18 protein-coding genes and 1 pseudogene are annotated in these 20787 nt (G+C 61.4%); 6 read left to right on the plus strand and 13 right to left on the minus strand.

The window, feature by feature from the left end; translation table 11 throughout:
- Positions 1-2: 2 nt before the first annotated feature.
- Genes BSY17_RS00800 through BSY17_RS00830 form a run of 7 tightly spaced genes read right to left on the minus strand, consistent with a single transcriptional unit; the run spans position 3 to position 6227 of the window.
- The gene (locus BSY17_RS00800; protein WP_069063946.1) at positions 3-1931 is read right to left on the minus strand and encodes an amidohydrolase; all 1929 of its coding nucleotides are present in this window, start codon (positions 1929-1931) and stop codon (positions 3-5) included.
- Complete coding sequence (locus BSY17_RS00805; protein WP_069063947.1) at positions 1928-2176, minus strand: XapX domain-containing protein; 249 nt, start codon at positions 2174-2176, stop codon at positions 1928-1930. The genes BSY17_RS00800 and BSY17_RS00805 overlap by 4 nt, the downstream gene beginning before the upstream one ends.
- Positions 2177-2179: 3 nt before the next feature.
- Positions 2180-2827, minus strand: coding sequence for a pyridoxamine 5'-phosphate oxidase family protein (locus BSY17_RS00810; RefSeq protein WP_069063948.1), 648 nt, complete (start codon positions 2825-2827; stop codon positions 2180-2182).
- 57 nt (positions 2828-2884) lie between these two features.
- Complete coding sequence (locus BSY17_RS00815) at positions 2885-3562, minus strand: isochorismatase family protein (RefSeq protein ID WP_069063949.1); 678 nt, start codon at positions 3560-3562, stop codon at positions 2885-2887.
- 2 nt (positions 3563-3564) lie between these two features.
- Positions 3565-4461 carry an alpha/beta fold hydrolase gene (locus BSY17_RS00820; protein WP_069063950.1) on the minus strand — a complete coding sequence of 299 codons (897 nt, stop codon included), beginning with the start codon at positions 4459-4461 and terminating at the stop codon, positions 3565-3567.
- 13 nt (positions 4462-4474) lie between these two features.
- Positions 4475-5197 (minus strand): alpha/beta hydrolase, encoded by a 723-nt coding sequence (locus tag BSY17_RS00825; protein ID WP_069063951.1) that lies wholly within the window; start codon positions 5195-5197, stop codon positions 4475-4477.
- A 52-nt stretch (positions 5198-5249) separates the two neighbouring features.
- Entirely contained in the window at positions 5250-6227 is a 978-nt protein-coding gene (locus BSY17_RS00830; protein WP_069063952.1) for an alpha/beta fold hydrolase, read from the minus strand.
- A gap of 809 nt (positions 6228-7036) precedes the next feature.
- On the opposite strand from BSY17_RS00830, the gene BSY17_RS00835 reads away from it, so the two are divergent.
- The 5 genes from BSY17_RS00835 (at position 7037) to BSY17_RS20700 (ending at position 12564) form a co-directional block, all read left to right on the plus strand.
- On the plus strand, positions 7037-8194 hold the full coding sequence (locus BSY17_RS00835; protein ID WP_171899155.1) for a DUF3182 family protein: 1158 nt from the start codon (positions 7037-7039) through the stop codon (positions 8192-8194).
- Positions 8191-8946 (plus strand): alpha/beta hydrolase family protein, encoded by a 756-nt coding sequence (locus tag BSY17_RS00840; RefSeq protein ID WP_069063954.1) that lies wholly within the window; start codon positions 8191-8193, stop codon positions 8944-8946. The genes BSY17_RS00835 and BSY17_RS00840 overlap by 4 nt, the downstream gene beginning before the upstream one ends.
- Positions 8947-9616: 670 nt before the next feature.
- Positions 9617-9907 (plus strand): hypothetical protein, encoded by a 291-nt coding sequence (locus tag BSY17_RS00845; protein ID WP_069063955.1) that lies wholly within the window; start codon positions 9617-9619, stop codon positions 9905-9907.
- Positions 9908-10265: 358 nt separating this feature from the next.
- Positions 10266-11329, plus strand: a protein-coding gene (locus BSY17_RS20695; RefSeq protein WP_150125674.1) for an IS630 family transposase whose coding sequence is annotated in 2 segments (ribosomal slippage) — positions 10266-10757 and positions 10760-11329 — 1062 coding nt in all. Because the reading frame shifts where the segments join, the coding sequence is not laid out codon by codon here.
- A gap of 171 nt (positions 11330-11500) precedes the next feature.
- Positions 11501-12564 (plus strand): IS630 family transposase gene (locus BSY17_RS20700; RefSeq protein WP_150125710.1). Its coding sequence is split into 2 segments (ribosomal slippage): positions 11501-11992 and positions 11995-12564, totalling 1062 coding nucleotides; the frame shifts between segments, so codons are not numbered across the junction.
- Here BSY17_RS20700 and BSY17_RS20705 read toward each other — a convergent pair.
- Positions 12510-12806: pseudogene (locus tag BSY17_RS20705) on the minus strand (exodeoxyribonuclease III); the annotation flags it as partial. The gene BSY17_RS20700 and the pseudogene BSY17_RS20705 overlap by 55 nt on opposite strands.
- A 153-nt stretch (positions 12807-12959) precedes the next feature.
- Between BSY17_RS20705 and BSY17_RS00875 the strand changes: the two are divergent.
- The gene (locus BSY17_RS00875; RefSeq protein ID WP_069064452.1) at positions 12960-13250 is read left to right on the plus strand and encodes a hypothetical protein; all 291 of its coding nucleotides are present in this window, start codon (positions 12960-12962) and stop codon (positions 13248-13250) included.
- Positions 13251-13373: 123 nt separating this feature from the next.
- Here the strand turns inward: BSY17_RS00875 and BSY17_RS00880 are convergent, their stop codons facing one another.
- The 5 genes from BSY17_RS00880 to BSY17_RS00895 form a co-directional block, all read right to left on the minus strand.
- Positions 13374-14144 carry an SDR family oxidoreductase gene (locus BSY17_RS00880; protein ID WP_069063960.1) on the minus strand — a complete coding sequence of 257 codons (771 nt, stop codon included), beginning with the start codon at positions 14142-14144 and terminating at the stop codon, positions 13374-13376.
- Positions 14145-14217: 73 nt separating this feature from the next.
- Positions 14218-16905 carry a DEAD/DEAH box helicase gene (locus BSY17_RS00885; protein ID WP_237236180.1) on the minus strand — a complete coding sequence of 896 codons (2688 nt, stop codon included), beginning with the start codon at positions 16903-16905 and terminating at the stop codon, positions 14218-14220.
- Entirely contained in the window at positions 16884-17435 is a 552-nt protein-coding gene (locus tag BSY17_RS21760) for a hypothetical protein (protein ID WP_237236182.1), read from the minus strand. Before BSY17_RS21760 ends, BSY17_RS00885 begins: the two co-directional genes overlap by 22 nt.
- The gene (locus BSY17_RS00890) at positions 17404-17616 is read right to left on the minus strand and encodes a hypothetical protein (RefSeq protein ID WP_069063961.1); all 213 of its coding nucleotides are present in this window, start codon (positions 17614-17616) and stop codon (positions 17404-17406) included. Before BSY17_RS00890 ends, BSY17_RS21760 begins: the two co-directional genes overlap by 32 nt.
- Before the next feature lie 113 nt (positions 17617-17729).
- Positions 17730-20510, minus strand: coding sequence for a PAS domain S-box protein (locus BSY17_RS00895; RefSeq protein WP_443019411.1), 2781 nt, complete (start codon positions 20508-20510; stop codon positions 17730-17732).
- Positions 20511-20787: the final 277 nt, after the last annotated feature.

The raw sequence follows: 20787 nt of genomic DNA on the forward strand, positions 1-20787 counted from the left end.
CCTTAGACAGCCCAGCATCCACAACCGAACGCGCCCCAGAACGACTGCGTGTCTGCTGCGGGGACGTTGGCTCCTAAAGCGGCCGCATGATCATGCCCGTGGACGCCGCACGATGACGCGCATCCACAGGCTGCCGCCAATTTCTGCGCGGTTTCACCCGTGCGGTGATAACCGCCAAAGGTTGCCACGGGCGACCAGTCGGGCATGGGCAAAGGCAGCGCGGGGGCGAGCGCGCCGAAGTCGCCCTCACCGTGGACTACCTTGCCGCCGAGCATGGTCAGGACGGCTCGCAAATGAACGATCTCTCTTTCCGGTACGGAGAAGTAGTCGTCCGAGAGCAACGCAAGGTCGGCGAACTGGCCCTTCTTGATCTGGCCTTTCTTGCCCACTTCGTTCGAGAACCAGGTGTTCTTCTCGGTCCACAGCCGCAGCGCGGTTTCGCGGTCGAGCCGGTTGCGCGCGGGATAAAGCGTCAGTCCGCCGACGGTCTTCGATGTCACCAACCACGACAGCGAGACCCAGGGGTTGTAGCTGGCGACGCGGGTCGCGTCGGTTCCCGCGCCCACTGGCAGGCCGGCGTCCATCATCCGCTTGATCGGCGGCGTCGCCTCGGCCGCCTTGGCACCGTAGCGCTCGACGAAATATTCGCCCTGGAAAGCCATGCGGTGCTGCACGGCGATTCCACCGCCCAGCGCGGCAATCCGATCGATATTGCGCTCGCTGATCGTCTCGGCATGATCGAAGAACCAGTTGAGCCCCTGGAGAGGGATGTCGCGGTTGACCTTCTCGAACACGTCGAGCGCACGCGATATCGTCTGATCGTAGGTCGCGTGCAGCCGCCAGGGCCAGCGGCGCTCGGCGAGCAGGCGGATCACCGGCTCGAGATCGCCTTCCATTTCGGGTGGCATGTCAGGGCGAGCGACGCGAAAATCTTCGAAGTCGGCCGCGGAGTAGACGAGCATCTCGCCGGCGCCGTTGTGACGATAGGTGTCGTCCCCCTGCCCCGGCTTCACCTGGGTGGACCAGGTCGCGAAGTCCTTCAGCTCCTCCTTCGGCTTTTGGGTGAACAGGTTGTAGGCGATTCGCAAGGTCAGCTCGCCGTCGGCGTGCAGCTTCGCGATGATCTGGTAGTCGTCGGGATAGTTCTGAAAGCCGCCGCCCGCGTCGATCACGCTGGTGACGCCAAGCGAATTCAATTCGCGCATGAAATGACGGGTCGAGTTGAGCTGGTAATCTTCGCGCAACTTAGGGCCCTTGGCGAGGGTCGCGTAGAGTATCGCCGCATTGGGCTGGGCCAGCAGCAGCCCGGTCGGATTGCCGGCCGCGTCGCGAACGATCTCGCCGCCAGGTGGGTTCGGGGTATCCTTGGTATAGCCGATCACTCTCAGCGCCGCGGCGTTGAGCAAGGCGCGGTCGTAGAGGTGGAGGATGAACACCGGCGTTTCGGGCGCGGCGGCGTTGATCTCGTCGAGCGTGGGCAGGCGCTTTTCAGCGAACTGGTGCTCGGTGAAGCCGCCGACCACGCGCACCCACTGTGGCGGCGGGGTGTTCTCGGCCTGGCGCTTGAGCATAGCCATCGCTTCCGAAAGACTGGGCACGCCCTCCCACCGCAGCTCCATGTTGTAGTTCAGCCCGCCGCGGATGACGTGGATGTGGCTGTCGATCAGGCCCGGGATCAAGCGTCGGCCCCTCGCGTCGATTACCTGTGCACCCGGCGCGGCCGCGGCGCGGACCTCGGGCTCGGAGCCGACGGCCAGGAACGTGCCGTTCCGGATCGCCACCGCCGTAGCCACCGGATTCTCGCGGTCGAGCGTGGTCACCTTGGCGTTGACGATGATGGTGTCGGAAGCGGTCATGGCGAAGCTTTCTGTCACGGAAAAAAGAGCGGTGGTTGCGGCGCTCGCAAGCGCCTGGCGGCGGGTCAGGTTCATGCGTTGCGCTCCCCGTTGGCGGGCAGTTTGCCCAGCACGTGGTGGGCGCAACCGGTGCAGATGAATCGGTTGAGTTCGACTCGGTCGGCGAGCTGGCGGGCGATCGGGGTCACTTGTTCGCCGAGCAGGATTCCGGCCAGTCCGACCAGCGCGATGATCGGCGGCGCCGGCGATCGCACGCCGAGCAGGCTGTAGACCACTCCCACCAGCAGGCCGGCGCCGAGCGAAATGAGATAGGGTTTCATAGGTCAGCTTCCTTCGGCAAGGGGTGTCATGTCGCGTCCGTCGAGACGCGCGCGCAAATGCTGGTTTTCGGTTTCGAGTGCGGCGAGCCGGTCGCGCAGTATCTGCGTCCCAGCCGCAACCTCCGCCTCGGTAAACCGCGGCACGATGTGCTGCGGGCAGTTCCAGTCGAACGCCTTGAGGTGGATGCGGAAAAACCGTTCCACTCTGGCGCCATAGGCCTCGTCCGCTACCGCTGCGGACAGGTCCGGATCCGCATCGAGCGCCACCGTCTCCGCGGTCGCGTAGATCTTCAGCCGAGCGCGGCGCGGATAATCCATCAAGAACAAGCAGACCCGGTCATCCGCCGCGACATTACCGGTGGTGATGTACTGACGGTTGCCCCGATAGTCGGCAAAGGCGAGAGTCCGATCGTCAAGCACCTTGAGAAAGCCGGCGGGGCCGCCGCGGTGCTGCACGTAGGGCCAACCCGTTTCGGAAACCGAGGCCATGTAGAAGCTGTCGCGCCGCGCGATGAACTCTCGCTCGCGCGGACCGAAGAGGCCGAATTCCCGGTGGCCCGCGAAGCCGGACCAGAGGTGATCGGCACCCATTTCGGCTTGCGCCCGGCGAACGCTGGGAGTGATCGCGATGTCCATGAAGCCATAGGGCATTTTCGTTTCTCGCTTTTTATCGGTTCGCGTTCGCCGGGTGGTATTGCCCGATCGTGGTCAGTTAGACTGCCGAGCCGCCTGCTGCGCGCGGGCGTAGCTTTCCGCCACGGCGGCATAGTTTGGCGCGACCAGGCCGTAGAGCACGCCGAGCTCGGCTGCTTCGGGGCGGGCCCAAGTGCGGTGCAGTTCGGACAGCAGAGCGTTGGTGGTCGTCGGGATCACGTCGCCCTGGACGAACCGGGCAAGAGAGGTGCGCGATGCCATCTCGCTCGGATCGCCCGAGGCATCGATCACGGCGTAGACGTCGTAGCCTGCGGCGCGGGCGTCGAGCGCCGGGAACATCACGCAGACGCTCGTCCACACGCCAGCCATGATCAGGGTCTTGCGTCCCGTGGCGGCGACAGTGCTGACGAAGTCGTCATTGTCCCAGGCGTTTACTTCGCCCTTGCGCGGCACATAGACCGCGTGCGGGGCATATTGCTCGATCTCGGGCATCAGCGGCCCATTGGTGCCGTTCGGCTCAGAGGCGGTGGTGATCACTGGGATGTCGAGAAGGGTCGCAAGCTTCGCGATCATCTCGACGTTGCGGCGCAGATCGGCGACCGAGATGTCCTTGACGGTCTGAAACAGGCCAGATTGGTGATCGAGCAGCAGGATCACCGCGTCGGACGGATCGAGCAGGGCAACGCCGCCGCCGGAGGGCAGGGTGCTGGTCTTGGTGCGCTTGTCGGTCATGGTCATTCTCCTTGGTTGGATTGGGTGTCGTTCGAGAGGGCTCGCGCAAGAAAATCGCGCATTACGGGGACCATTTCGTCCGCCCTCTCCTCGAGCGCGAAATGACCGGTATCGAAAAAGCGAAGCTCCGCCGCCGGCAGGTCGCGCAGGTAGGCCTGCGCGCCGGCGGTCAGGAAAATGGGATCGTTGGACCCCCACAGGATCAGGGCGGGCGGCTGATGCTGCCGGAAGTAGGCCTGGATCGCTGGGTAAAGGGCCACGTTGGTCCGATAATCATAGATGATGTCCAGCTGGACCTCGGCGGCGCCCGGCCTGTCGAGAAACAGCTGGTCGTGCAGCCAGGCGGCCGGGTCGATCCGGGCCGGATCGCGCGCGCCGCTCAGGTACTGGAACTGCGTGCCTTCCAGCGAAAGAAACGGGCGCATGCCATCGCGATTGCCGGCACCGTTGTCGGCCCAATAGGCGCGTGTCTGATCCCAGAACGCGCCCATCCCATCTTCATAGGCATTGCCGTTCTGAATAATGAGTGCAGACACTCGGTCCGGGTGCGCCAGGGCCAGACGGAATCCGGTCGGCGCGCCATAATCCATCACGTAGAGTGCGTAGCGCGTTACTTCGAGTTTTTCGAGGAAGGCGGCGACGACTTTGGCAAAATTCGCGAAGGTGTAGGCATACCGGTCGGCCGGCGGGATGGCCGACAGCCCAAACCCCGGCAGGTCTGGCGCGATGACGTGGAACCGGTCGGCCAGCTCCGGAATGAGATTGCGGAACATGTGCGACGAGCTGGGAAAGCCATGCAGCAGGACGATGACCGGCGCCCCTTTCTCACCGGCTTCGCGGTAGAAAATCTCGGTCCCAGCGACGGAGACCGTGCGGTGGAAAGTGGCTGACCGGGTCATCGGTATCCTCCCCTCAGACCGACGCAGCGGCGGCGGCGATAAAGTCCGCAACCTTCGCCGGCTGCGATAGCATAACGGCGTGGCTCGCCGTGACTTCGGTGATCGGCGCACCGGCGCGCTGGGCCATCTGACGCTGGGCACGTGGAGGGATCATTTGGTCCGCGGCGGCGACAAGGTAGGTCGACGGCTTAGATCTCCAGGCCGCTTTCACTAGGGGAGTGCCGACGGCTTCGAGACCCCAAGGCAGCTGCGCGGCGGCCATGAACCGGGTTGTCCGCGCTTCGACATCCGCGGCGAAGGCTTGCGGAAACCTGACCGGATCGACGATCAGGAATCCTTCGGAGGCGGGGATCACCGGAGCCGGGACCTCGCCGTCCTCCAGCGGCCCTGCCGTCAGCGTGCCGATCGACTCGCCGGCATCGGGAACGAATGCGGCGACATAGGCCAGCGCGGCGACTTTGGGATCGGTCCCGGCGACTGTGATGATCGCGCCTCCGTAGCTGTGTCCGACCAGTAAGACCGGTCCGCTGGCAGCGGCGATGGCCTGCTTGACCACCGCGACGTCGCCCTCGAGCGAAAGGGTCGGGTGCTGGGTGACCAGAACCTCGAAGCCGCGGGTGGAAAGATCGGTATAGATGTCTTGCCAGCCCGAGGCGTCGACGAACGCGCCGTGGACGAGGACGATCGAAAGGGGCGGCGAGCCAATTGCCTGGCCGCCCGTTGCAGAGCTTGTCATGAGATATTCCTTCAGGGTTTGTCCGGAGCCCGAAGGCTCCGGACGCGGGGGGTCACTTGCAGACCTTGCGCTCGAGGAAGCCGCGGATCAGCGGGGCCATCACGTCGAGCTTGTCCTCAAGCGCGAAATGGCCACTGTCGAGGATGTGCATCTCGGCCTCAGGCAGGTCGCGCAGGTAGGGAGGCGCACCGGCTTCGGGAAAGATCTTGTCGTTCTTGCCCCAGACGATCAGCGTCGGCGGCCGGAACTTGCGGAAGAACTCCTGGAATTGTGGGTAGAGGGGAACGTTCGACCCATAGTCGCCGAGCATGTCGAGTTGGATGTTGCGATTGCCGGGGCGATCGAGCAGCGCCTGATCCTGCACCCAGTTGTCTGGACTGATGCGCGCGACATCGCCCATGCCGTCGGTGTACTGAAATTTCGTAATGGCGAGCGTGACCAGGCCATTCAGTGCGTCCCGATTCTTTTGCGAACGATCTTGCCAATAGACCTTGATCGGATCCCAGAACGGCGACTGCAGGCCTTCGTTGTAGGCGTTCCCGTTCTGCACGATCAGACCGCTGACGCGTTCGGGATGCTTGAGCGCCAGTCGGTAACCGATGGGGGCGCCGTAATCCATGACGTACATGGCGTAACGCTGGGCGCCCAGCCTCGTCACAAGCTTGTCGACGATGTCGGCCTGGTTGGCGAAGGTGTACGAGAACGACTTGTGGTCGGGTGCGTCGCTCTGGCCATAGCCCGGATAATCGGGCGCGATCACCCGGTAGCGATCCGCAAGCAGCGGGATCAGGTTGCGAAACATGTGCGACGAGGTCGGAAAACCATGCAGCAGGAGGAGCACGGGGCCATCGGCCGGTCCGGCTTCGCGGTAGAACACTTTCACGCCGTCGATCGTGGTGCTCTTGTAGTGGATGACAGGCACCGATGCCGCAGCCTTAGCCGGAGCGATCGGAGCGCATTGCGCATGGACGGCAACCGGGGCCGTGGCTGCGAGGATGGCCAGCGCGCTGACGAGGTGTCTTTTTTTCATGAGCCTTGCCTTTCAAAAAATGGAGCCGAGGGTCATCAGCGCCGTGACCAAAGGGCTACCATCACGCCGGCAAGGGACAGGGATAAATAGAGGTAAATTTAGGGAAATTAGCCGCTATCTATTTGAATACATTCATTCTTTTAGATCGTATTCATAGATCAACCCGCTTTGACTCATTGAGATTGCGAGAACGGCTGATCCTGCGGACACGCGATGGCGGATCTTCAAATTCGATCGCTCGCTGCGACACTGTGAACCGCGTGGTGTGGGAAGCTATCGGCGTTGAGACGCTATCGCATCTCACCGCCCGGGTTCCGCCACTGGCAGACGGCTCACTCTTCGTCGTACCGCCGGTCCAGATGGACAAACATCGTGTGTCTGCTCCCGACAAAACCTGCCCTCTGAGGCATGGACTGGGAACGACAGCAAAGTCCCACGAAGCGGCGTTTTTGAGACCTGGCAAAAACCGACCCTAATCAGACGCCCAGCGACCAATTTTCGCTCCCCAGGTGCAGACCGTCAGCTATTCCAGCGGCTGTCGACCCGGTATCGCCGTTCCTCTGTGGTGAAGTGAACGTCCGGATCTGAAAGGAGCCGCCGGTCGAGCATCCCCGGCTGCCATCGGTCGCGATGTGATCGCGTCCACCCTCAGGTTAGTTAAAGCGCCCTGTGCAAGAAGAAACAGAGCTTTGCTAAGCCCGCAGCCTCGTCTTTTGGTCCGCACCAAAGGTCATACAAGGATAAAAACATATTTTGAACCGGCGTCACGACGGTTCGTTGTAGTAGCTCCTCTTATCAGGATGAACGGCATGCTGAATGCTTTCAATTCTCGCCCACTGGTGCCACCTGCTTCCTTCGCGACCCGCATCCTCCCATGGCAACCAAGCGGAGTCGCCGCGCTGGTCAACCACACTGCGTCAGAAGGAAACGTTCATGATCAGGCATCACGCGCAGTGCTGCTTGACCACATCGCGTCGCTGCTCGAGCAACCCTTACTAGCGCCAATGGGCGCCGATGAGGCGGCGAAGACGAATGCTTTGCTCGTGCCCGGCGACGCGCTCGAGGAAGATGCGGCTACCCAGGCTGGCATCTTCGACCGTAGTGACATTCTGGGAGGGGTCGTGCCGGCGTTCTTTATCGGCACGAAGGGCATTGCGCATGGTCTTGTCGATGACAATGCTCAGCGCCCCCAAGAGTGGTCATTTGAAATGGCCAGGCTCTTGGGCGATGCCGCGCTGCCAGGCTATACTGCTTTTAGCCATGCAGATGCTGCCAAAGCCGGCCGCCTCCTTCTTGCTCAGGGGCCAGTGCGGATCAAAGACGTATGCGGTAAAGCTGGCCTCGGCCAAGCCGTGATACACAGTGAAGCCGAGCTTGATGCTGCCCTAGCCCTTGAAGATGCCGAGGATCTCGCCTGCTACGGCATTGTGCTGGAGGAAAACCTTTGTGACGTAGTGACCTACAGCGTCGGTGTTGTCGAACTTGGTGGTGAAACCATCAGCTACTGGGGAAGTCAGAACCTGACCACCGATCATCAGGGTCGTGAGGTATATGGCGGTTCCGATCTGTTCGTCGTGCGGGGAGGCCTTGCCGGTTTGGCGAAGTTAGACCTGCCTGAACACATCACCCAAGCTGTGCGCTGCGCGGCCATATTCGATAGGGCGGCGCATGCCGCCTATCCCGATATCATCCTGACCCGGCGCAATTACGATGTGATTGAAGGCACCGATATACCCGGTCATCGGCGCATCGGCGTGCTTGAGCAATCCTGGCGGGTGGGTGGCGCGAGCGGTGCGGAGATTGCGGCGTTCGAAGCCTTCCGCGCAGAACCTGATACGACGCATGTCCGGTGCTCTACGGTTGAGGTCTATGATATCGTAACGCTCCCTGCTGGTGCGACGCTCTACTTTCAGGGCGTCGACCCGGTGGTCGGTGCAATGACCAAATACGCAGTGCGGTACGCATGAGCGACCCAAGCAAGATTGACGAAGATGGGGTTGCCCTCAGGGTTGACGAACAGAAGGTTGTCGGCACTCTGCTGCAACCTGAAGTGCCTGTCCCCGGCTTTCTATTCATTCATGGCTGGGGTGGCGACCAGGCCGAGGATCTGGGACATGCCGAGGCGCTTGCGCGGCTCGGATGCGTATGTTTCACTTTCGATCTTCGCGGGCATGCCGATAGCGACGCAGATAAAGAATGGGTGACACGACAGGACGGACTTGATGATGTGCTCGCCGCTTATGACTACCTCGCAGCGAACCCACTTGTCGATACGAACGCTATCGGCGTCATAGGCACAAGTTACGGCGCCTATTTGGCTATGTTGCTTACAGCACATCGCCCAGTGCGATGGCTGGCCATGAGGGTGCCTGCCCTTTACCCTGACAATGATTGGGACATGCCCAAGTCAAAACTTAATAAGGAGATCGTGCGAGCCTATCGTGAACAGCCACATGAAGCAGGTGCGGACCGCGCCCTGTCAGCTTGCGCTAATTTCTTCGGTGACGTGCTGATCGTTGAGTCCGAGAAAGACGAGCGAATTCCACGTGAGGCTATCATCTCGATGCAGGCGGCTTTCCGCCAGGCAAACTCACTTAGCCATCGCATCATCCACGGCGCTACCCACGCCATGCGAGACGCAAACCACCAGCGGACCTATGCGACCCTTTTGACCGGCTGGATTGAAGAAATGGTTCGGGCGGTTCGACTAACGATTTAATTATCCCCCATCATCTCCACTTACTGTTGTGCTGGAAAAGCAGGCAAGAAAGTGGGCAAGGCCATGTCTTTCGGACGTGTCCCGCACGGACAATAATGGATTGGCTGACTTTATCGGCAGGACTTTCTTTGGTCTCGACCTACTTAGACAGCTTTCCGAACCGTCAAAAGTGAGACGGCAGATCGAGGCCGGGGCAGTCGTATCGCAAAACGAGACTGAACTATTGGTCGCGGATGGGTCAAGGCGGCTGACGCTATTTGCCTGTCAACCCATCGATGTGACGGAGGAAGATGCCCTTCTCCGCACTTTCTCTTGTGCGGGGTATTTTCATCATGACTTGGATCAACTTCGACGATTGGCATGAAACTCGATCTCCGCACGGGGCTTGATAGAGCTGACGGGGCCAAAGGTCCTGCACGCGCAGACAGGTCGATAATATGCCTGGTAACGAGAATGGCCTGGATCCCGAAAACGGCCAGTCCGAAGAGCTTCCCCGTTGCGGACCCGCTGGCGACGTTCAGCCCAATGCGGATGACCTCGACCCGCGCACGCGCGGCGGCAACCCGTAAGAAGACGTAGAGGACCGGCCCTCGGTCGGCACCGTGTCGCCGGAGGATTATCCCGAGGCCGACCGCGCCGACTCCCGTCCTTGATGATCGAAGGAATTGCAATGAGCACGACTTTGGAAGGTAAATTCGCCAGCAGGACCGAGGCGGACCTGGCGATCGAGCGGCTGGTGCAAGAGATCGGGATTGAGCGGACGGATATCTTCATTTCGGCCGAAGGCGACCAGAACAGCGCCGGTAGCATGATCGCCGGCTCGGACGGCGAAACGGTTGGTCAGGCCGCAAGAGACGATGCCGCACTTGCGGGACGGATCATCGTGTCCGTCGATCTGCAGGACGAGGCCCATGTCGAGGCGGTGACCGCCGCCATGCGCGAGTTCGCGGCGGCTATGTGACCTCGCGCCGTCATCTGCAGGAAGGCGTTTTAGTGCCCAGCGGATGCGATAGATGCGAGCGCAAGTCCGGCTATGCTCCGATATTTTATGTTCTTTGACTGACAGCATGAGGAAGCGATGGAGCCAGCATCCAGGCATCCGATAACTCCGGATGGCCGCTATTTCGTTGTCCGCGGCCGGCTCTGGCGAATGAACAACCCCTCGTTGGCGGAGCATGCGCGCCTCATGCTCGTATCGGAACTCATGAAGGCACGACGCGAGGTCCGGGCCGCCCGGGAGCAGGCCGATCCACAAGCGGAAGGGGATTCCCAAGACGCCGAATTTCTGAATCTATGGCTGCCGGTTGGAGGGCATTGCCATGGGTGTATCGATTGGATTGCGGGACGACTTTGATGCAGCGGGCTTGAGACGACTGGCGCGTGCGACAAGGAGCGCGAACCAGGGACGGCGACTGCTGGCATTGGCGGAAATTTATGATGGCGGCAGCCGCAGGGATGCCGCGCGTATCGGCGGAGTGACGCTGCAGATCGTTCGCGACTGGGTGGTGCGGTTCAATGCCCAGGGTCCCGGTGGACTCGTCGACGGGAAGGCGCCGGGAAAACTCCCCTTGTTAAATGATGCCCAGCGCCAGGCCCTTGCGAAGATCGTTGAAAGCGGTCCGATCCCTGCGATCCATGGGGTCGTCCGCTGGCGGCTGATCGACCTGGCGCGGTGGCTCCATGACGAATTCGGGGTTTCCCTGACGGAAACGACCGTGGGGCGGGAGTTGAAGAAGTTGGGCTATGTCAAACTGACGGCGCGCCCGCGCCACCATAGCCAGAACGAATATGCGGTGGAGGACTTTAAAAAGGGGGCTTTGCAGCTGAGCTGGCAAAAATCAAAGCCGCCCTCCCGCGCGGCACGCCGATAGAGGTCTGGTTCCAGGATGAGGCCCGGATCGGCCAGAAAACCAAGATCACCCGGCGCTGGGCCAAGCGCGGCACCCGGCCGTCGGCGCCCAAGGACCAGAGGACGAAATCGGCCTACATCTTCGGTGCCATCTGTCCAGAACTCGGCAAGGGCGCTGGTCTGGTTCTCCCGTTCTGCAACACACAGACCATGTCGCTGCACTTGGCGGAGATATCGCTCGCTATCGAACCAGGTGCCCACGGTGTGCTGCTGATGGATCAAGCCGGGTGGCACATGACCGGAAAGCTCGAAGTGCCCGAGAATATCAGCATCATTCCGCTGCCGCCGAAATGCCCGGAATTAAACCCGGTTGAGAATATCTGGCAGTTCATGCGCGATAACTGGCTGTCCAACCGCATCTTCACGTCCCATGACAACATCATCGACCATTGCTGCGAAGCCTGGAACAAGCTGGTCGATCAGCCGTGGCGCATCATGACGATAGGACGCCGCAAATGGGCACGTGGGTCGTGATCAATGCAGGTTGGTATTATCCCACCCGCGCACATGCGCATCGACCTGCGCGTTGACAAGCCTGGAGGCGAGAGCGGGGCTAATACCAACCTCCATTGATGCTGACTCACGAGGGGGATTCCCAAGGCGCTGAATTTCTGAATCTATGGCTTCCTGTTGGAGGGCATGATGATGGGTGCAGCGATTGGATTGCGGGACGACTTTGACGCGGTGGGCTTGAGACGCATGGCTCGTGCGACAAGGAGCGCGAATCAGGGACGACGGTTGCTGGCATTGGCGGAAATTTATGATGGCGCAAGCCGCAGCGATGCCGCACGCATCGGCGGAGTGACGTTGCAGATCGTGCGCGACTGGGTGGTTAGGTTCAATGCCCAAGGTCCAGACGGTCTCCTCGATGGGAAGGCGCCGGGCAAGCCCCCGTTGTTGAACGATGCCCAGCGCCAGGCTCTTGCAGAGATCGTTGAAAGCGGCCCGATCCCAGCGATCCACGGGGTTGTCCGCTGGCGGCTGATCGACCTGGCGCGGTGGCTCCATGACGAGTTTGGCGTGTCCCTGACGGAAACGACCGTGGGGCGGGAGTTGAAGAAGCTGGGCTATGTCAAACTGACGGCGCGCCCTCGCCACCATGCCCAGAACGGATATGCGCTGGAGGGCTTCAAAAAGGGGGCTTTGCAGCCGAGCTGGCAAAGATCAAAGCCGCCCTCCCGCGCGGCACGCCGATAGAGGTCTGGTTCCAGGATGAGGCCCGGATCGGTCAGAAAAACAAGATCACCCGGCGCTGGGCCAGGCGCGGCACCCGGCCGTCGGCACCCAAGGACCAAAGAACGAAATCGGCCTACATCTTCGGCGCCATCTGTCCAGAGCTTGGCAAGGGGGCAGGCTTGGTCCTCCCGTTCTGCAACACCCAGACCATGTCGCTGCACTTGGCGGAGATATCGCTCGCTATCGAACCAGGTGCCCACGGCGTTCTGTTGATGGATCAAGCCGGGTGGCACATGACCGGAAAGCTCGAAGTGCCAGAGAATATCAGCATCATTCCGCTGCCGCCCAAATGCCCTGAACTCAACCCGGTCGAAAATATCTGGCAATTCATGCGCGATAACTGGCTGTCCAACCGGATCTTCACGCTCCACGACAACATCATCGACCTTTGCTGCGAAGCTTGGAACAAGCTGGTCGATCAGCCGTGGCGCATAATGACTATCGGACGCCGCAAATGGGCGCGTGGGTCGTGATCAATGCACGTTGGTATAAGTAGGAGGTGGTCGATGCGCAGACCTGCATTGCGCCCATAGGCATTCCGGAAATAATTCCAGAAGGTATAGATCGTCTCGTCGGGATGGATCGTCCGTAGGGCATCGGTCCAGCCTTGCCCCGTCAGCCGGAAAAAGGCGTCACGCACCTCGGGGGCGAACAGGGCATCGTCCAGCCAGCGCTCGGGTTTGTAGACATCGCGTTCGGTCGGCATGACGTTCCAGAACAGCCCAGGCTGCCTGTGGTTCCTGCAATAATGGCGGGAGAAGACATGCAACCGATCGCGCGATCGGCGCTTCATATAAACACCGGGCATCGATGAAGATGACCGCCATCCCCGCACATGCCGATTCCAGGCCCCGATGAAAGGATCATCATGAGTACGACATTGACAGGCACATTCGACAGCCGTGAGCAGGCCGACATGGCGGTGGAACGGCTTGTCCAGGAAATCGGTATCGACCGGACCGACATTTTCGTGGCGGCATCCGGGGATGAAAATAGTGCAGGCAGTCTGATAGGAGGCGCGGATAGCGGGACGATCGATCAGGCCGAAAGGGACGATGCGCCCCTCGCTGGCGGCATCACGGTGTCGGTCGATTTGCAGGATGAAGCGAAGGTCGAGGTCGTCACGGCCGCGCTAGAGGAATTCGGGGCGCAATTATGACGCGCGAGCCGATGGCGCGATATGGGTCAATCGGCAAATATCAGTGCGAAGGCGCTGCTGGCACATAGTCCGGCCACCCGGCTTACCGACGCACACGGTGAGGCTGTCGGATATAGCGAGCCGTCAATGCGCGTAGATCATCTTGCGGGTCATGCCGCCATCGACGGCGATCTGCTGGCCAGTGATGAAAGCTGCGCCCTCCGACGCCAGAAACAGGACGGTAGCCGCGATGTCGGACGGTTCGCCGACGCGGCCCACCGGATGCTGATCCCGGTCGATCGCGCGATGCTCCACCGCTTCGCGCGCCTGTGACTTCGCCCAGGGGCGGGTTTCAATCCAGCCGGGCAAGACGGCGTTTACGCGGATGTCGGGGCCAAGGCTGATCGCCAGCGCATGGGTCAGGGCGCAGAGCGCACCCTTGGCCGCCGCATAGGCCTCCGTATCGGGTTCCGACTGGATCGCGCGGGTCGATGCCATGATGACGATCGCCCCTTTACGCTGGCGCAGGAGCGGCACGGCGGCGCGCACCATCAGAAAAGCGCCGGTCACATGGCTGTCCTGCCATGCCTGCCATTTTTTAAGTTCCAGGCTTTCGATCGGACCGCTGACCGAATTGGCAAGGCCCGCATTGGAGACGAGCAGATCGATACCCTCGGCCTCTTCCGCCGCCTTATTCCAGGCTGTAATCTTGTCGAACGCTTTTTCGACGTCACGTTCGCTGGCGACATCAGCCCGGATCGCCATAAGCTTGTCGGTCGGCATTTCGTCGGAAAGGTCGCGGACCGCTTCGGCATCCAGGTCCAACACCGCCACTCTCCAGCCCTGCGTCAACAGGGCCTGTGTAATGCCTTTGCCGATGCCCTGAGCACCGCCTGTAACGACCGCTATCTTCATGTGGCTTCCGCTTTCTCAATGGCCCGACAATCCCAGTGCCGCAGATCAGGATAATCGACGCAAGGTCGGGGCGTTAGTTCCGCAAAGCGCCAATGCTTTCGAGCAGGTCGGTCACCCGTGCGAGCCGATCAGCCTCGTCGGTCTGCGCCTTCAAAAGCCAGCGGCCGTCTTTTTCGGACAGCCCTGCACATTGGCTCATGTCACGATCAGTCTCGCGCGCCGTCAGCGCTATCGCGGCCGGGCCTGCATCGACGCGTGCAATCCCGGCCGCCTGCGCGAGAATAGCAATCCTGTTGGCATCGATCAGCCGTTCGGCAGCGGGGGGCAGCGGACCAAATCTATCCGCCAGTTCCTCCTCCAAAGCGCTGAGCCCACCCTCATCGACAAGCCGCGAAAGCCTGACATAGAGGCCCAGGCGGATGTCGGGGTCGGGTATCCAGTCCGATGGCAGACCGCCTGCGCTGCCCAGATTGAGTTCAGGCGTCCACAGTCCGGCGTCCTCCCCCCGCGCCTCTTTCAAAGCCGCTTCGAACAGATGTTGATAGAGGTCGATCCCGATCAGCTTCATATGCCCGGCCTGCGTGTCAGCCAGCGGATCACCAGCGCCCCGTTGATCGAGATCGGCAGCGCTGATCGCAAAGCCCGCACCCAGCCCGTCGTAGGTCGCCAGCGTGCGCAGCCGCTTCGTCGTGCGTTCGGCAATCTCTCCCGCTTCGGTCAGCAAAATGACCTGACCCCGGCGATTGCCGCGGCCTACCCGCCCGCGCAACTGATGAAGCTGGGCGAGGCCAAAGCGGTCGGCGCGCCAGACGATCATCGTGTTGGCGCGCGGCACGTCCAGTCCTGCCTCGATGATATTGGTCGCGAGCAGAACATCGCCTTCGCCACCGCCAAAGCCGACCATGGCATCGTCGATCGCGGCCACCGGCATCTTGCCATGCGCTTCGATCAGCGCGAGGTCTGGCACGATCCGCGCCAGCCGATCGGCCAGCGGTGCGAGATCCTCGATACGGGGCACGACGACAAAACTTTGGCCGCCGCGCGACCGTTCACGCAAAAGCGCTGTCCTGATCATTGAATCGTCGGGGCTGGCAAGGCTCGTCCGGATCGGCTGGCGACGGGCGGGCGGCGTCGCGATCACCGACATCTGTTGCAGCCCGATCATCGCGCGGTGCAACGTCCTGGGGATCGGCGTCGCGCTCATGGCCAGCAGGTGAAGGTCGGTGCGTCCCCGCAGCCTTGCCTTATCGGCCGCACCGAAGCGCTGTTCTTCGTCGATGATGACAAGCCCCAATTGGGCATAGCGTACATCCTTCGCCATCACCGCAGCCGTGCCGATGACAATGCCGATGGACCCGTCGGCCAGCCCGGCCTTCGCCGCCTTTTTCTCCGCCGCGCTCGAAAGGCGCGAAAGGCCAGCGATGACCACGCCCGTATCGGCAAAGCGGCGCCGGAACGTCTCGATATGTTGCCGAACGAGAACCGTCGTCGGCGCAGCTAATATGACCTGATAGCCGGCCAGCGCGGCAAGCGCGGCGGCCCGCAGGGCGACCTCGGTCTTGCCATAGCCCACATCGCCGATCACCAGGCGATCCATCGGCCGTCCGCTGGCAAGGTCGGCCCGTACCGCCTGGATCGCCCGGGCCTGATCTGCCGTTTCGTTGAAAGGGAAGCTGGCGACAAATCGTTCATAAGCGGCGCTATTGGGTTCTATAACGGCGGCTTTGACATCGGCCCTCTCCCGCGCCAGTCGAAGAAGAGCGCGCGCGCTTTGGGCCACCGCCTCGTCAATCGCCCCGCGCCGCTTATCCCAGGTCGATCCATCCAGCTTGTCGAGCCGCACCGCATCGCCATCTGCGCCGTACCGCCATAACAGGCCGGCCTCCTGGCACGGAACGAGCCGCCTGGCGCCATTGGCATATTCAAGCGCAATCAGTTCTGCGTCGTCATCGTCGGTAGCTGCCTCCAGGCCCAGCACACGCGCGACGCCATGACCCTCATGCACGACCAGATCGCCCGCACGAATGTCGCCGCCCGCCTGGGCAAGCCCGGCGGCAACGCTGTCCTGCGTCGCGCCAATCAACGCCCGGCTACCCAGAAGATCGGCGGCAGCGATCATCACCAGCTTCGCGCCAACAGCGCCCCGGTTGATCGGCGCAACTATCGCGGCAATCGTGCCCGGCGCGAGCGTATCGATGGCCGGGATCGCGTCGATGGCCTCGACCGAAGCCTTGAACGTCTTGGCGATCTTGGGCCGGAGGAAACGGACATCCCGCTCGCTGCCAACCAAGAGCACGCGCTTCCCCTCCTGCACATGCGGCGTCGCAAAGCGCTTCAACGCCGATAGGGGCGAGCGCTGCTCCGCAAAGCGAGGGATGGGCGATATGGCGAAATTCGCCGGATCGCCTGAACGCCAGGCCGCAAGATCTTTCGCCCACAACGACTGGGATGCAGCATCGATCTCCGAACCCGAATGGCCGACGGCCTCGGTGGCCAAGCGAATGAAACGCGCGCGACGCTGCTCGGCCTTTGCCGAGACGTATAGCCGCCCCGGCCGCAGATGGGCGAGGATGGTGCCATTCCGCGCTGGCTCCGGTTCGGCCGCGCGGCCAATCTCCAGCCCTTCGCACGACTCCTGCGTGCGCTGCGTGACTGGATCATAGCGCCTGATGCCGATGACGCGACCATCGGCGACATCGATACGCGCCGGCAGCCCGGCATCTGCCGGAAAGATGTCGATCACCTCCCCGCGGACCGCCACCTCGCCTGGTTCATCGAGCGATCGTCGGCGACATAACCAATTTTCTCCATGTCAGCGGCGAAATTCGTCGGATCGATCGGTTCGCCAACCCGCAGGCTGGGGGGCGCGGCGGCGAAAGCGGCGGGGTCTGCATAGAGCCGCGCAGCCCCTTCACCGCTCATGATGGTGGCAAGAGGACGGCGCTTGGGTTCCTCCGCAAGACGCCGAAGGTGCCGCAATGCGGCGACCCGTTTCCCGATGTTCGAGGGCGATGCAGGCGCGCTGTCGCCGGGCAAGGTGTCGCTCGACGGCAGGAGGACGACGTGATCGTCAGGCGCCAGGGACATGAGCGCGCTGGCTATCGCTTCGGCGTCCTGCTCGTCATCGGCCAGATAGAGAAGATCGCCCGCGCCCAGGGCGTCGAGCAGCATGAGTGCGGTCTCACCAATCCCCTGGGAAACGCTCATTTGCCCACCACGACGCGAAAATCGACCTGGGCAGGCCTGACAATAAAACAGCTCAAAAGCCTTCTTCGCCCTGATGATCGCCATGGCCTGTCGCGCGCAATTCCGCCCGGTCGCGATCTGCGCGCGCACGCGCGGTCGCGATCTTCGTCCGTTCTTTCTTGGATGGGGGATCGTTGGATGTCGGCGCGGCCTGCTCATAGAGGCCGCCCGTCGCTGCCGGCCGTTGATCCGCTTCCGGTTCCTGGCCCTTTCTCTTTTCTTCCACCGTGGCTCTCCTACAGATGGGCAGCTAACGGCGTGACGATGTCGTGGGTTCCGCCAACGGCAAAAAGTCCGGTTCAAAATGAAAAGCCGGAAGACGCGCGCTTAGGCGGCCGCTTAAGGATCAGATTGGCCGGTCGCTGATCGGCTGCCTAGTTTGTAACCTTCGTCGATCATCTCACGAACCTTGCTGACGATGGCCTCGATTCCGAAGGGTTTGGTGATCACGTGCATATCATGCTCCAGCAATCCGTTGCCGATGATGGCATTCTCCGCATAGCCAGTGATGAACAAAATCTTTAGTTTGGGACGTCCCACTCGGCCGGCGTCTGCGACCTGACGGCCATTCATTCCGCCGGGCAAGCCCACATCCGTGATGAGAAGGTCGATGCGTAGATCAGACTCAAGCACCTTGAGACCGCTGGGACCATCCGCAGCTTCAATGACGTGATATCCCCGTTCGGTGAGGACATCGACGATGAGCGAGCGAACGGAGGCCTCGTCATCGATGACCAGCACGGTCTCCCCGTGCCCCCCAGCATCAAGCTGCGTCGGCCGCAACTCCTGTTCGATCTCAGTTACCGGTCCCATATGCCTTGGAAGGTAGAGGCACATGGTCGTGCCTTCGCCGACTTCCGAATAAATCCGTACTTGCCCGCCTGATTGCCGCACAAAGCCATAGATCATCGAGAGGCCAAGGCCCGTGCCTTCGCCCAGCGGCTTGGTCGTGAAGAACGGATCAAAAGCGCGGGCGATCACGTCGGGCGTCATGCCCGTTCCGGTGTCGCTCACGCATAGTGACACATATTGACCAGGAGGTAGCTCGCGTTCGCGCGCCATGCGGTTGTCTAGCCACTTATTGGCTGTTTCGATCGTCAAGCGTCCGCCATCCGGCATCGCGTCTCGCGCATTGATGCAAAGGTTCAAAAGCGCATTTTCAAGCTGGTAGCGATCAACCAACGTCATCCACAAACCGCCCGATCCAACCACTTCGATCTCTATGGAGGGCCCGACGGTGCGGCGTATGAGGTCTTCCAAGCCAGAAATTAGCCGGTTTACATTGACGGCTGTGGGATCCAGCGTCTGTCGGCGGGAAAAGGCAAGCAGTCGCTGCGTCAACGCGGCAGCCCGCTTTGCCGCGCCCTGCGCGGTTTCGAGATGGCGACCGATAGCCTCCAGACGACCCTGGGAAATACGCAGTTCCAGCAATTCCAGATTGCCGAGAACCCCGGCCAGCAGATTGTTGAAATCATGCGCGATGCCACCGGTTAACTGCCCCACCGCCTCCATCTTCTGGCTTTGGCGCAAAGCCTCCTCTGTGGCGATAAGGGCATCGGCCGCTTCGGTCTCCGCGGTGATATCGCGGCCGAACAGATAGAGCATCCCGGCTTCTGGAACGGTAGTCCAAGCGAAGCGTCGGTGGCTGCCATCCTTTGCGCAAAAAACACTTTGTGACTCGACTACAGCAGCGTTGGATCCGGAAAGTTTCGCCAACCGCTGCTGCGCGGCTTCTTGCTCCTGCGCTACAAACTCCAAAATATTGCGGCCGACCGTATCAGCTTCGCTCCACCCCAGCGTCTTCGTCCAGGATGGATTGACGGCATTGATAATGCCTTGGGTCGTCGCCACCACCTTGACGATCGGAGAGAGCGCCCAAATCCGCTCCCGGTCGCGGGCGAGTTGGCGCTCCCGGGTTATATCGCGCGCCACGGCGTGGATGCGGCCCGCGTCCGGCACAGCGTTCCAGTCGAGCAATCGATAGCTGCCGTCCTGGCAGCGATAGCGGTTCTCGAACAAAATGGTCGTAACGCCCTGAGCCAGCTTTTCGACTTCCTTGGCTGTGGCAGATAAATCGTCGGGATGGACGAAATCGGCCAGGACCTGTCCAACCATCTCATCCTCTCGCCACCCCAGGAGGCGGGTCGCAGATGGGTTCACCAAGCGAATGACGCCATCAAAGTCGCAAACCAGCATCAGGTCCTGACTAAGAGACCACAGCCGATCGCGGTCCCGTCGCTGGGCAGACACGGCATCGATGGTGGCAAGCGCCCCCGCTATCTGCGCGGCAATAAGGTTGGCGAAATCACGAGTTGCTTCGTCGAGCAGGCGGTAGGGATTCAATCCCAGAACAAGTGCACCGACGGCTTGCGCTTCGCCGGGCTGCTCGATAGCTACGATCAACGCATCGCGCGGCGGTATCTCCCACGGTCCGGTCGGTAACTTCGAAAAAGCGCCCCCCAGCGGTTGCACGGCCTGTTTTTCGCCTCTTTGAATCGCGACGACTGGCCAATCCGCAGCGTCTCCAGTGCCGGGATCAAGGCTTTCAGGCAAGTCGAACAGCTGTAGGTTCGCGAACGGAAAGTCCCGGCTCTCGCTGCCAAAATGGCCTCGCACTGCTGCGATCACGTCAGACCGACTTTTCGATCGGAGCAACGCGGCGGCCAGATCATTCAATTGCTTGATGCGCCGTTCACTAATCACCCTGTCCGTCTCCTCGCGAACGACGCACATCAGGCCTTCGACAGCACCCCCGCGACCCATCAGAGGACTGTAAGAGAATGTGTGATACGTCTCTTCGGGATAGCCGTTGCGCTCAAGGAGCAGAAGCAACTGTTCGTCCCAGGTCGCAACGCCATCTCGCATGACCGAGACGATGCGATCCTTGACGTCCTCAAAGACCTCCTTCCATACCTGCGACATGGGCCGACCCAGCGCTGTGGGATGTTTGAAGCCCAAAGTAGGAATGTAGGCGTCATTGTAGAAGAAGTTGAGGTCTTCTCCCCAACCAAGCCACATCTCAAACCGAGACAGGAGCATGAGCCGTAGCGACGCCTTGAGTTCTTCGGGCCATCGATCAGGCGGACCTAAGTTCGATGCCTTCCAATCATGCGCACGCATGATTGCACCCATTTGGGAATCGCCAGGGAAAACGTCAGGCCAGTCGTTTGTCACATCCCCCCCTTACAACCGTTTGGTCAGCATTACGGCGAAGCCGTAATGATTTTAATAGCCCTCGGTTCCGTCGCAGCGTTTGCGCTGTGACACAGGGCAGTAAGGCCAGGCTTGCCCAAAACAGCGGTCTTTCTCCAGATCATCGGCGCAAATTTAATCTGAAATCCCTGCGTGTCACGTTCCAATCAATCAAGGGAACACTGGCTAACTCAGCTCGTTATAA

Source organism: Sphingobium sp. RAC03 (assembly GCF_001713415.1).
Taxonomy (GTDB): domain Bacteria; phylum Pseudomonadota; class Alphaproteobacteria; order Sphingomonadales; family Sphingomonadaceae; genus Sphingobium.

Excerpts from the sequence above, each read along its gene's own strand:
- BSY17_RS00800 (WP_069063946.1), bottom strand. The coding sequence starts at position 1,931 with ATGAACCTGACCCGCCGCCAGGCGCTTGCGAGCGCCGCAACCACCGCT.
- BSY17_RS00805 (WP_069063947.1), bottom strand. The coding sequence starts at position 2,176 with ATGAAACCCTATCTCATTTCGCTCGGCGCCGGCCTGCTGGTGGGAGTG.
- BSY17_RS00810 (WP_069063948.1), bottom strand. The coding sequence starts at position 2,827 with ATGCCCTATGGCTTCATGGACATCGCGATCACTCCCAGCGTTCGCCGG.
- BSY17_RS00815 (WP_069063949.1), bottom strand. The coding sequence starts at position 3,562 with ATGACCGACAAGCGCACCAAGACCAGCACCCTGCCCTCCGGCGGCGGC.
- BSY17_RS00820 (WP_069063950.1), bottom strand. The coding sequence starts at position 4,461 with ATGACCCGGTCAGCCACTTTCCACCGCACGGTCTCCGTCGCTGGGACC.
- BSY17_RS00825 (WP_069063951.1), bottom strand. The coding sequence starts at position 5,197 with ATGACAAGCTCTGCAACGGGCGGCCAGGCAATTGGCTCGCCGCCCCTT.
- BSY17_RS00830 (WP_069063952.1), bottom strand. The coding sequence starts at position 6,227 with ATGAAAAAAAGACACCTCGTCAGCGCGCTGGCCATCCTCGCAGCCACG.
- BSY17_RS00835 (WP_171899155.1), top strand. The coding sequence starts at position 7,037 with ATGCTGAATGCTTTCAATTCTCGCCCACTGGTGCCACCTGCTTCCTTC.
- BSY17_RS00840 (WP_069063954.1), top strand. The coding sequence starts at position 8,191 with ATGAGCGACCCAAGCAAGATTGACGAAGATGGGGTTGCCCTCAGGGTT.
- BSY17_RS00845 (WP_069063955.1), top strand. The coding sequence starts at position 9,617 with ATGAGCACGACTTTGGAAGGTAAATTCGCCAGCAGGACCGAGGCGGAC.
- BSY17_RS00875 (WP_069064452.1), top strand. The coding sequence starts at position 12,960 with ATGAGTACGACATTGACAGGCACATTCGACAGCCGTGAGCAGGCCGAC.
- BSY17_RS00880 (WP_069063960.1), bottom strand. The coding sequence starts at position 14,144 with ATGAAGATAGCGGTCGTTACAGGCGGTGCTCAGGGCATCGGCAAAGGC.
- BSY17_RS21760 (WP_237236182.1), bottom strand. The coding sequence starts at position 17,435 with ATGGCGATCATCAGGGCGAAGAAGGCTTTTGAGCTGTTTTATTGTCAG.
- BSY17_RS00895 (WP_443019411.1), bottom strand. The coding sequence starts at position 20,510 with ATGCGTGCGCATGATTGGAAGGCATCGAACTTAGGTCCGCCTGATCGA.